Annotated in this window: 12 protein-coding genes; 2 read left to right on the top strand and 10 right to left on the bottom strand. The window is 63.4% G+C overall.

Annotated features, from left to right (window positions below; genetic code table 11):
- Window position 1 precedes the first annotated feature (1 nt).
- A complete protein-coding gene (locus OEX18_13700; protein MDH4338321.1) occupies window positions 2-193 on the top strand; it encodes a hypothetical protein in 192 nt (63 codons plus the stop codon).
- 17 nt (window positions 194-210) lie between these two features.
- Window positions 211-456 (top strand): ferredoxin, encoded by a 246-nt coding sequence (locus tag OEX18_13695; GenBank protein MDH4338320.1) that lies wholly within the window; start codon window positions 211-213, stop codon window positions 454-456.
- A 79-nt stretch (window positions 457-535) separates the two neighbouring features.
- Here OEX18_13695 and OEX18_13690 read toward each other — a convergent pair whose 3' ends face one another.
- The 10 genes from OEX18_13690 to OEX18_13645 form a co-directional block, all read right to left on the bottom strand.
- Window positions 536-3,691, bottom strand: coding sequence for a hypothetical protein (locus OEX18_13690; protein ID MDH4338319.1), 3,156 nt, complete (start codon window positions 3,689-3,691; stop codon window positions 536-538).
- A complete protein-coding gene (locus tag OEX18_13685; GenBank protein ID MDH4338318.1) occupies window positions 3,688-4,056 on the bottom strand; it encodes a hypothetical protein in 369 nt (122 codons plus the stop codon). The genes OEX18_13690 and OEX18_13685 overlap by 4 nt, the downstream gene beginning before the upstream one ends.
- Before the next feature lie 151 nt (window positions 4,057-4,207).
- Window positions 4,208-4,750, bottom strand: a complete 543-nt coding sequence (locus OEX18_13680) for a hypothetical protein (GenBank protein ID MDH4338317.1) — start codon at window positions 4,748-4,750, stop codon at window positions 4,208-4,210.
- A 44-nt stretch (window positions 4,751-4,794) separates the two neighbouring features.
- Window positions 4,795-5,382, bottom strand: a complete 588-nt coding sequence (locus tag OEX18_13675) for a hypothetical protein (protein MDH4338316.1) — start codon at window positions 5,380-5,382, stop codon at window positions 4,795-4,797.
- A gap of 20 nt (window positions 5,383-5,402) precedes the next feature.
- Window positions 5,403-7,019, bottom strand: a complete 1,617-nt coding sequence (locus OEX18_13670) for a hypothetical protein (GenBank protein MDH4338315.1) — start codon at window positions 7,017-7,019, stop codon at window positions 5,403-5,405.
- Window positions 7,016-8,155: a cytochrome c3 family protein gene (locus OEX18_13665; GenBank protein ID MDH4338314.1), complete on the bottom strand. Its 1,140-nt coding sequence runs from the start codon at window positions 8,153-8,155 to the stop codon at window positions 7,016-7,018. Before OEX18_13665 ends, OEX18_13670 begins: the two co-directional genes overlap by 4 nt.
- Window positions 8,156-8,262: 107 nt before the next feature.
- Complete coding sequence (locus OEX18_13660; protein ID MDH4338313.1) at window positions 8,263-9,285, bottom strand: hypothetical protein; 1,023 nt, start codon at window positions 9,283-9,285, stop codon at window positions 8,263-8,265.
- A 12-nt stretch (window positions 9,286-9,297) separates the two neighbouring features.
- Entirely contained in the window at window positions 9,298-10,338 is a 1,041-nt protein-coding gene (locus OEX18_13655) for an NHL repeat-containing protein (GenBank protein MDH4338312.1), read from the bottom strand.
- A 241-nt stretch (window positions 10,339-10,579) separates the two neighbouring features.
- Complete coding sequence (locus OEX18_13650) at window positions 10,580-11,140, bottom strand: hypothetical protein (GenBank protein MDH4338311.1); 561 nt, start codon at window positions 11,138-11,140, stop codon at window positions 10,580-10,582.
- Window positions 11,141-11,201: 61 nt separating this feature from the next.
- A partial coding sequence (locus tag OEX18_13645) for an MFS transporter (protein MDH4338310.1) occupies window positions 11,202-11,696 on the bottom strand: 495 nt, incomplete at its 5' end.

The following is an 11,696-nucleotide window of genomic DNA, read 5'->3' as shown; positions in this document are numbered from 1 at the left end:
AATGCTGAATCAACTGCTCATCGCCGTCGCGGGAATTGTCGGCCTCATGCTGTCGTGGCTGGCCGTGCAGGGCCTCAAGCGGCGCAGCGACCCGGGCGGCGCCGACGTGCTTTCGTGCGGATCCTGCGGCGCGCACTCGTGTGCCGGCTGTGCAATCTCTCACGCAGAACCGAACTCGCAACGGAACCCCTAGTTCGCAGGAGGAATGTCATGACCAAGCCCGAGCCCAAGTACCACATCCTGATCGACAAGGACGCCTGCGTTTCCGACAAGCTGTGCTGGGACAAGGCGCCCGACGTGTTCGAGTACGACGAGGACGACAAGCCCGTGGTGGTGAACGAGAACACCAAGTGGCCTGAGAACGTGCTGTGGGTGGCGAAGAACTGCCCCGTGCAGTGCGTGCGCATCATCGACGCGGCAACGGGCGAACAGGTCTGGCCCCCGCTCGAGAAGTAGTTCCCCCGGCGGCATCGTGAATCCAAACGGGGCGCACATTCGTGCGCCCCGTTTTCGTTTCACCCAGGCGGCTTGTGGCCTAGTGCATCCCCGTGGCGTGGCACTGGATGCACAGGTCGCGCTTCTGGTCGAACTTGAGCAGTTTCTCGTGGTTCGCGGAGTGAACCTCGTGGCAACTGATGCACTTGAGCGATTCGCCCGTGCGCGGGTCCTTCCCGCCCGTCACCGGGTGTGAGTGGATGTTCTCCGTGTCGTGACATCCCGCGCACAGCTCATTGGCGTCGGCCCCGCGCAGTTTCGTCATGTCGTTGTCGTGCGGGTTGTGACACGTCTCGCACCCGTCCTCGAGAGCCGCATGGCTGTACTGGCGCGTGAACTGGTCGCGCTCGTGGCACTGTATGCACGTCTCCATTGTGGACGGGCGAACCAGCAGCTTGCCGTTGCCCGCGTGCGGCGAGTGGCAGTCCAGACAGATGCCCACGCTCGTCGCCTCCGCACCACCGCGATCGGCGTTGTGGACGTTCACGTAGCCGTTCTGCCCGTCGTGACACTCCACGCACGTCGCGAAAGTCGCCACGGCGGCTCCCTTCTCGTCGTGGCACACCGAGCAGTCCTTGTCCTCGTAGGGCGGGTGCTTGGTGGCGTGGATCAGGCCGCTCTTGGCCGCCTTGGTGCTGTGCGGGTCGTGGCAGCTCACGCATGCCCTCCCGGTCAGCGGGATGTTCCCGTGCCTGGCCGCCATGTCCGCCGCCTCGAGGTCGTGACACGACTGGCAGAGCGCGGCCTTCGCGGTCTTCAGCATGTTCCGCTCGGTAGCCACGTGGGTGGCGTGGCATTCGGCACACTCACCCTTGCTGAAGGGGGCGTGCTGCGTCTTGTCGGCCTTGCGGTTCCTGACCGACTCATGGCAGCCGGTGCACAGATCCTTCTGCGCCACTTCCAGGAACGGCTCGGCCACCGGGTCGTGGGCCTTGTGGCACTCCTGGCAACCCTGCTCGATGGGCTTGTGGACGAACACGGGCACATCACCGTCATTGCTCACCTGCATGACGTCGTCGTGACACCCGGTGCACAGCTTGTCCGGCCGGTTCAGGAGTTGCGCGAAGGGCGACGAATGCGGCTGGTGGCACGCCACGCACGCCACACCCTCCACGTGCTGGTGCCCCTTGCCCGACTGCTGGGCGTCGTGGCAATCAAAGCACAGTGTCTCCGGGACCGCCCCCAGCGTGGCCGGACCCGTGGCCGCCGCGGTGACCTCGTGGCATGTCTCGCAGTCTCCGTCCTTGAAGGGCTCGTGGACCACCACGTTCAGCAATGACTCGTTGGGTGACGAATGCGGCGCGTGGCAGGAGGTGCAGCGCGCCCCGGACACGTCGATGTTCTTGTGGGCCGTGACGAGCTGCGGCTCGGCAAAGTTGTGGCACTCGACACATACCCCGGGCTGCGCCACCTTCGCGAGATCACCGTGTTCGCTCCCGTGCGGTGTGTGACAGAGGTCGCACTTTCCTTCCGCAACCGGCGTGTGCACCTTGCCGGCCTCGAAATCCAGCTTCTCCTGCGTATGGCATCCAAAGCACAACCCGGAACCCGTGCGCGCCAGGAGGGGCCTGTCGGTCGAGCCGTGGGGCTCGTGACAGCCGGAACAGTCCCCGTCCCTCACCGGCGGGTGCAGCGCCGCGTCACCCTTGACGGTCGCCTTCCCGCCGGACGACTCCGCCCGCACCACCAGCTCGCCCACGTCGTGACAGCCACCGCACAGGCTCTTCTCGCCTTCCGCCAGCAGTCCCTCGTTCTCGCTGCCGTGCGGCTGGTGGCAGAGGAGGCAGCCGTCCTCCACCACGGGAGGATGCTGGCTCGAGGCATTCATGGCGCGGATCTGCTCCGCGTGGCACCGTCCGCAGGTTTCGTTCACCGGTCCCGCGAGCAACCCCTTCTCGTGCGAGTGGTTCTTGTGACAGACACCGCACTCTCCCGTCTGGTACGGCAGATGGCCCTGCCGGTGGGCTTCCTTGTCGTGACAATCGGAGCACACCTCGCCGACCGCGCGGGTCAGGAGCGATTCGTCGCTGCCCGCGTGTCCGGAGTGGCATTCGATGCACGCCAGCGACTCCATTGCGGGGTGCGCCGTCATGCCCTTCGGCGTCTCGGCGGTGATGGCGCTGTGGCATCCCGCACACAGCTCGTTGGAAGACCTCACCAGCTTGTGCGGCGCGCTGTTGCCGTGCGGGTCGTGACACCCGGTGCACTCCGCCTTCGCAAAGGGCGCGTGCATGAAACCCTCGAACTTGCCCACCGCGGGCAGTGCATCATGGCACTTGCGGCACAGCGTGTTCTGATCCGCCACGAGCATGGCGGGATGTTCGGTCACGTGCGGGTTGTGGCACTGGAGGCACGCGGTGGCGCCGTTCTCGGCCATCCCGTCGGTGCCGAAGTGGCTCGTGGCGCCGGACACCCGGGCCGCCACATCGTCGTGGCATGTCTCGCACAGGTCCCTCGGGGGAAAATCGTCCCCCAGGGTGACCTGTCCATCCTCAATGGTATGACACGCCTCGCAATCGCCGCTCGCAAACGGCTCGTGCGCGGTGGCCGCAAACCTGGTCTTCTTGCTGGAACGGTGCGGATCGTGGCAGGAGCTGCACGCGTAGTCCTCCATGCCGGTAATCTTCTTGTGCTTCGAGCCGATGTCCTTGTGGCAGGTGGCGCACAGATCCGCCTCGGTTGCCACCAGCAGGCCGGCCTGACTCGCCGAGTGCGGGGCGTGACACGTCGAACACTCGCCCTTCTTGAAGGGCTCGTGCAGGTCCTTCTCGGCCAGCACCGCGGTCATGTCCGCGTGACATCCGGCGCACAACTCTCCCTGGTTCGTCTCGGTGCGCAGGAGATTCTTGCCATCTGAGGCGTGGGGATCGTGGCACGACGTGCAGCCGCCCGCGGTGAGAGCGCCGTGCACGTGAGAGCCGGAATCGATTTCCGCCTTCACGTCCGCGTGGCACTCCGTGCACAGATCGGGCATGCCCCTGGTCAGCACCAGCTTCTGCGTGAAGCCGTGACGCTTGTGACACGTTTCGCACGACTCCTTGGCGGGCTTGTGCACGTGCGAACGCTTCAGGACATCCTTGAAATCCTTGTGGCAGTCGACGCATTCACGGCGTTGCGCATGTGCCGGCGCCGCAAAGGACGCGTACAGCACCACCAACAGCCCCACCGCGAGCCACCCAACACGGCTGCATTTCACTGCTGCTTCTCCTCGCTGGTTGCTGCAGGAGTGTCTCCCGCCTTCCCTATGTGTTCTCCGCGATATTCGAACGCCAGCACCTTGAAGGCCAGGTACGACTTCCGTCCGTAGTGCGGAATGTCGATGCCGTAGAACGCCCAGGTATCGTCGGCTTTCTCCTTGCCCTCGAACACCGCAACCTTGAAGGCGGGGTTGGCGGGCTCGTCGCTCACCGACGTGACGGCCTTGTTGGTATCGATGGCAAAATCCGGATAGAACTCCACCATCTCGAACGTGTATTCGGTATCTCCCACCACGTGTCGTTCGTTCATGGTGACGGTCAGGGTGTCGTGGAAGTCAAGGAAGACGCGGTGGGTTATTGCCACCGTCACGTAACCGGGCGCGGGCCTGCCCTTGGGATTCTCCGTTCCGGGAGGCGCGGCCGCAAGGGACGACAACGTTGCGACCGCCAACGCAATCAGAAGTCCGAATCTGGATGATGCTCTGTATGAACTCATTGTGCGGCTCACTATCCTTTCACTTCTTCTTCCCCAGGGATTCGAGGAGATCAGCAACCGTCTCCTCGGTAAGTTGCTCCAGTGTCGTCACCCGTCCCAGGCCGAAGACACTCTCGGTATCGTCTCCGCGCCGCGCATGGCTGCCCGCCCAGACGATGCGGCCGTCCTCACAACGCACCATTCGCATCGTCACAGCAACGGATGGGTAGGCCATGGTGGCCTCGGATACCATTCCAAACGCGTTCACCGTTCCCACCATCACGTACTTGCAACCCAGCTCGGTGCCCACTTGCCGCAGGGTCTCCAGCGGCAGCCGATCGGCCAGGCGCAACCGCTGGCGTATGACGAGATCCTGCACCGCGCCGGGATCAACAATGTTGTAGAGCCGGAGGGCGAGCATCTGGACGACGACCTCTCCCTGCACGACATCCTGTGCATTGGGCTGCTGACTGAGATTCACCAGCGGAAGCACGGCGACGGTATCGCCAGGCTCAACGCCGTCGCTCGACGCGCGGAAGGTCGAGGGGTTGCTGGCGCAACCGATCAACAGGGCGAGCGACATGGCAAGTGTCCCCCGGCCGGGCACGCTATCCCGCCAACCCTTCGTCATTTCAACTGGTCCACCAGTTCCTTCGCCATCTTCTGCGACAGCTCACCCAGGGTGTGGATCTCGCCCACACCGATGATCGGCGTCTTGGGACCGCCACGTTCCGTGATGCTGGCGCTCCAGACCACGTTGGAGGTCTCCGCATCCAGAAGACGCATCTCGACCGTGACCACCGGAAACTGGCCGTTCGGCGTGGACGCCATCTGGTAATCGGTCACCGACCCCATGAACACGCCCTGCACCCCCGCACTGGCCGCGATGCGCTTGATATCGTCCGCGCTCAGCCCCGTCTCCACGGGCGACCGGGTACCCAGGATCTTGACGATGTGGGAAACGAATACACCGTAGTCCATCACATCGAAGAGTTCTGCCGCCAGCAGGGCGGTGTTGAATTCGGTGGTGAACTTCTCACCCGCGAGCCGGTCTGATGTCAGGCTCCGGAGGGGCACCACCGCCACCTTCTCGTAGAACGAGAGATCCGCCGCGGGATTGGTGAATACTTCCATCTTCGGTCCGCCGCACGAGAGCGCCACGGGGATGGTCGCAACCAGCCATGTCGCCAGCAGTCGCGTGCGTGCCCGGTCCATTCTTCCCATACGTCCATTCATCAGAAGTCCTGCCTGTAGGTAGCCGAAAACTGGCCGGAGTTGTTGTCCGGATCACGGTCGACGTCAGTATATACGATCGAGAGGGATCCGCGCCTCGTCAGCCACACCTGGCCCTGCACATTGAGCGTGTTCGCGCGGCTCAGGCCGGACAGCGAACCCGGTCCGCCGCCAAAACGGTCGGTTTCGCGAATCCCGTAGGAGACATTGAACGTCGAGCGCTCCCGCAGGTACAGGGACAGGTTCACGGATCCCGCCGTGTCCACGCGCCGCTGCCCGGTGGTCTGCTCCGACCGGTTGGCATCGAAACCCAGGCTCATGCGCGGATAACGGGGACTCCAGGTGGCCGTGAGCCCCGAGATCGCCTGATCATTGCCACGGAAGGTGATTCCATCGTTGCGGTTCAGGTATCGCACGTACGGCGTGATCAGCACGCTCCGCCAGGGCAGGAGGTACATCTCCAGCACCGAGGAGTTCTGAAAGCGTTCCGGCAGGTCGTAGAGAGACTCGTTGCTGTTCAGTTCCACGCGAAAATCGATGCCGCGGTAGAGATTGGACCGGACCGAGACCTGGTAGATATGGTTGGGGAGCACGCCACCCTGAGTGTCGATGTCCACGCGCCGGGTCACCTGCGCGCGCCCCCACGTGCGGCGCCACACCTCCCCGTCCGCCAGAAGCTGCAGCGACGCGTAGTTGGTGGTGATGCGGTTCCCGTTGGTCTCCGTCATGATGTACGTCTGGCTGACTTCCGGGCGCAAATGACGGCTTGGCAAAAATGAAAGAATCAGGTTCAGATTGTCGTACCGGTTCTTCGTCTCGGTGACCTGCTCGGTGTTCAGGTATCGTGTCGAACCGGCTGCGAGGGCGTTCATGAGGCGCCGGTAGCGCCACGAGAGCGATCCGGTGAACGTGTTGTTGGTGGTGGTCGTCTTGGGGCCAATTGCCCGGTCGGTCTCGCTCAGGGAGAAGTCCCAGCCGGCCGACGCCGACACCCACGGGCCGAACATCTTGACCGCGTTCGCTCCGGCCCCCGTCACGTCCGTTGTGAGACTGTTGGTGCTACGGCTCTCCGTGTGCCAGCGGTGGGCACGCAGGTCCAGCAGGCGGTACCGGTAGTTGATATTTGCCCTCACGTCATCAATGTCCACGGTCCGCGCATCGTTCAGGTACTGCGAACGCGAATCGTAGGTGAAACGCAGGCGGGGGGTATCGGGCACATGGATGTCCAGCGACCACTGGTTGCGGTACGCCTCCAGCGAGGGCTGGAGTTCCAGGGCCGACACCGTTTGCCGGGGGGCATATCGAATTCCAAACGTGTAGTACCGGTGTGTCAAATCAAGGTGTCCGCGGTAGCGGCGATACGTCAGGTCATTGTCCAGGTTGTCCGAATTGTCGAAGTAGAATGTCAGGCGCAAATCGTTGTAACTGAACAGCCTGTCGCGCAGCACGGCTTCGTAGTGCTGCACGAAGTACTCGCGCTCCTCCATGGGATCCTTGTACTGCTGGTAGGCGAGCCAGAAGCGCCCGCCGATATCGGCCCCGGCGCGCGCATCGCGGCACAGGGCCGCGCCACCGACTGCAGTGACAAGCATGAGCAGGAGGACGCGACGCGTGGTCACGTTTCAGGATTGTGAACGTTGTTTGACGTCGGAGACGAATAGTCGGCCCCGTGGCATTCGAAACAGCCCTGCGTGTCGGTGGACGCGTGACCGTTCTCCAGGGGAATCGTGTTCATGACGATGCCTTCCACAATGAGTGAGCCAGGCATCCCATCCGAGGGTATGTGGCAGCCCAGGCAGAAGCGCCGGCTTTGTGTGGGATCCGTCTTTGTATTCGTCAAACCGTACCAGCCGTCACGCTCGTCGCTGATGACGTAAGCATTCGGGCCCAGGTTGTTGTAGCCGCGCGAGCCGTGCGCGTTATGGCAGTCGTAGCACGGGAGTTTGTCCCCGATGCGGACATGCGGCGGCCAGGAGAGGGCAACGCGGGGATTCATCCTGATCTGATGCCCCGCGTGGTCTCCGTTTATGGTGGAGTCGTAATAGTCGGCGATGTACCGGCCCGTGGGCTCCATGCCCCCGGGGCCGAAGTTGGAATGGCAGTCGAAGCAGAGCTGGTAGCGGGACGGGTATCCCGCCTCATCGTATCCGCCGATACCGCCGTACGGCGCCACCAGCATGTCGAACGGGTTCTCGGAGCCGTGCGGGTCGTGGCAGTTCAGGCAGCTGCCCAGACCGGTTGCGTCCAGACGCGGCATGTCCGGATCGTTGCGGTGCGGAGAGAAGAAGCTGAAGCCCGTCATGCCCGGGTTGTCGAATACGATGCTCCCCGGCCAGCGGCTGCGGTACTTCACGCCCCATATCTTGGAGCCGCCGGAGTTGTACTCGAAGTAGCCCGCCTGCGGGAATCCCGCGGGAATGCGCGACGTTTCCGTGGCAGGGTAGTTGGAAGGCGTGGAGACATGACACGGGCCAGCACCATCCGCATAACACAGCGCGTTGGCATTCTCCGCGAACAGCGCCCCCGCGGTTGGAGACTCGTCCATCTCCGTCACGTGCATGACGTGACACTGGCTGCAACTTCCGCGGGGCGCCCAGGTCTCGCTGATACGCAGCACACCGTGATCGGGATTGAGGTGCGGGGAAAGCTCGTCCTGGCTGATCTGGGCAACGGACACCCAGGCCCCGATTCCCATCGCCAGCCCGGCCAGGCCGAACACAACCGCCCGCCGTCCGATGCCCCTGTCTTGCGCCATTTGCGGCCCACCCTTCGCAAGGTGGGGGTGGTGAAGGCTGGTATTCCCGGCGCTTCCCACCCCCACGTAGAGGAACCAATAAAGACTACTCTAACACCAGAGCCGGATCAACCGCCCTGGCGGTGGCACTGCTTGCAGGTCGCACGGACGGACGTGCCGTCGTCGCCCTGCTCGGTCACCGTACCGGTGCCGGCCATGAAGATCAGGCCGAAACCGTTCTGGTTGCCATGCGCCTTGTGGCACGACATGCACGACGGCGTGTTGTCCGCCGACGGGATGACGCCACTCGCGCTCATGACCTGGACCTTGTTGGCCCTGCCGGTGAAGGTGGCCAGGTCCGAGTGTCCGCCGCCCAGCGCGCCGATGTTGGCATCGGCGTTGGGGTGACGCAGCCACTCTTCGCCCGTGGCGCCGCCAACCGTTGCCGCGTCGCCCTTGGCGCCGTGGAAATCGGTATGGCAGCCCTTGCACCAGTAGGCATAGGCCCCTTCAAAATAGGCAGCCGTGGCCGGCTCGTTGAACTGCACGTTGTTGTAGCTGTAGTGCACGTTCATCGGGGCCGCCGCCGTCTGGAAGATGTCCTTCGTCAGGTCCTGCGTCCCGGTGGCATACGTGACCAACGAATGCGAGCGGCCCAGGGTGGAATAGTTACCCGGGTTGCCCGCCAGGTTACGCCACGATGACCCACCGTGCACGAAGTGGCAGTTCGCACAGTTCAAGCCGTCCGCGTTGCTCCACACGGGATTGCTCCCCGGAGCCGTGGCGGTGGCATTGAGCGTGTGACCGCTCTCCTCGTTGGCATCGCCCACCTTGTTCAACCCGCCAGCCTGGCGCACATAGGAATTCGCGTTCGCCCCGTAGACATCCGGAGCAAAACTCGACCCGTCATGGCACGTCAGGCACAGCTCGTTGACCTCGTTGCGGAGCAGGTAATGAAAAGGACCTCCACCGCCGAGGGGCGTAAAGAAACCGGAGCCGTCGCTGCCGTACCCGTGTGACTGGCTGTAGTGCATCACGTGACAATCCGAACACACGAGGCTAGCCCCGCTGTGGAAGTCACCAGCCGCTACCAGCACAGGCACACAGATCACGAGCGCGACGATTCCGATCAACGCACTGATTCTGCGCACGCGAATCACCTCCTAGTCGTTTCCGACTTCTTCTAACAACATTCCAAGTTGATCCTGATTCCGGAGTTCGCCACCAGGCACTTCGCCTTCCACGCGGAAGCACTGATACCGGTTGCCGGCTCTCTCGGTAATGAAAACGCGGTCCGCACCATCGGTGGCAACGGAAGTCGGGTACTGCATGGCTCCCGGCTCCAGTCCCTTGCCGCCAAGGGTTGCGAGTCGCGTTCCTTCCGGCGTGAAGAGCGACACAACATGCCGGAGCGTATCCACGATCCACATGTTGCCATCACCCGCCAGTGCGATGCCGGAAGCGAAAGAGAAGTTCTCCAGACCAGTTTCATGAGATCCGAACGCACGGAACAAACCGCCGTTCGCGTCGTACATCTGCACCATTTCGGACGCACAGGCGTCCGTCACATAAATTCCACCCTGGCTGTCAATCGCAATCCCGGTGATACACGCCCGCTCGGAAGGATCCTTCCAGGCCAGTTGAATCACGCGGGAAATTTCAAGGTCGGCGCCGATAACCACCACGCGCCGCTTCGGGCACGACAGGCTGGCGTACACGCCGTCCGGCCCCAGTGCCACATATTCAAAGCTCTCCGCCATGCCGCAGTCGTCCATCGGTGGCACGATCGTCTCGATCAGACGGCCGGTCGGATCCAGCACCGCGAGGTCTTCCGACGCATCGTCTACCAGGTAGATCGTGCCCTCCTGATCCACCGCGATGCACTTGGGCTCACCGGGGACCATTGCGCCGTTGGCCGGGACGTAGTGCGTGAAGCGGTAACGCGGAATTCCGTTCTCGTCGCAGACAACCACCTGGTGGTTGCCGGTGTCCGCCACGTAACACTCGCCGCGAACTGTGTCGAAGAAGATTCCCTGGGGATGGGCGAACTGCGAACCCGGCTCCCAGCCGATGCAGCCGTGGTCGAGATCGATCGCCGGATCCTGCGCGCGCACCGGGCCGCCAAGAGCAAATACGGCTGCTGTCGCGATGGCAAGCGCGCGGGCGCAGTGATGAGATTGCAGCGTGCGAGAGAAGTTATTCATGGTGTCTGGCGGCGGCGGGGGACCTGGCAGGCGCCCCGAAGTCCGCCTCACATTCATAGGATAGTTTAGTCTGAATTCAATGTGAATGGAAGCACAAAGAGGTCTAACTAACTTATTTTACAGCAGGTTGTGCGATACAAGCGCTTAGATTTGCATAGATTTCAAACTACTTGCTGCGAAATTGCCTGGCGACGCCCCCGAGCGCCCCTCCGGGGCACTCGGGGGCCACCGGGTCAGGCGATCAGCGCGGCCACAGCCAGCCGAAGGTGCCGGCGGTGAGCAGCGCGTACACGAATCCGTCGATGACCGACCGGAACGTGGCGCCCCAGTTGCGCTTGTACCAGATGGAATTCTGCAGCAGCGCCATCGAGTAGCCCATGAAGGCGGTGGCGCCGACAACACGAAACACCTGCAGGTAATGGGTGTCTGGCGTCAGTGCCGCACCCGCCACGTACCCCGCAAAGAGACTGACCACGACGGAGTAGACAAACCACATCACAAGGCTGCCGGTCATGGTGATGGGACCACCCGGAAGCAGCGTCAGGAAACCGACGGGGCCCTTGGCATAGCGCGCCACGTAGTCCGGGTCCTTCATCGCCTCCATTGAACCGGCGTACGGAAACACGTAGTCGCCGGCCGGGATTCCCGCCTTGCGAAACGACTCCAGGGCCTCCGCTTCGTTGGGAAGCCCCCGCATGTCGCCACGATGGAACGGCAGCAGCATATGGATGACCGAACTCGCAACGAACACGATCACCGCGGAAACCAGAATCGGAAGCCAGAGAGACACTGCGGATATCATGCGACCCTCCTGTTCGAACGGTTAACGGGATCTGCGTCACCGACTTCCTGCCATGTCATCTTCAAACGGGTTTCGTCTCCATGGGAACCGCGGGTTCCACGGTTGTGGCCGCCGGCGTGCGGACCCGTTCGCGGGCGGCTCCGCGCCGGATGGCGCGCACCAGCAGTACGCCGCTCACCGCCATCAGGGAAGCAGCGCACAGGAACGCCGCACCTGGAAAGTGGATGGGCGCACCGTCAGCGGAGAAGCGGCCGAAGAGTTGCGTCATCAGTGGCGGACCGATCACCGCGGCCAGGCTGTACAGGCTGGCCACCGCGCCCTGCAGCTCGCCCTGCGCGTTGGCCGGCACCTGCTGCGACATGATGGCCTGCATGGACGGATACACCAGCCCCGCCATCAGCCACGCGCTCATACCTGCGAACATCATCCACCCCCGCGACGCGAACGCGAAGACCACGTAGGCACAGAACGCGCACACGAGGCCCATCACGGCCGTGCGGCGCTCGCCCACACCCGGGATGACGACACGGGTGAGAAGTCCCTGGCTGATGGCGGT

Source organism: Candidatus Krumholzibacteriia bacterium (genome assembly GCA_029865265.1).
Taxonomy (GTDB): domain Bacteria; phylum Krumholzibacteriota; class Krumholzibacteriia; order WVZY01; family JAKEHA01; genus JAKEHA01.
This window is presented reverse-complemented; position numbering and strand designations above follow the sequence as displayed.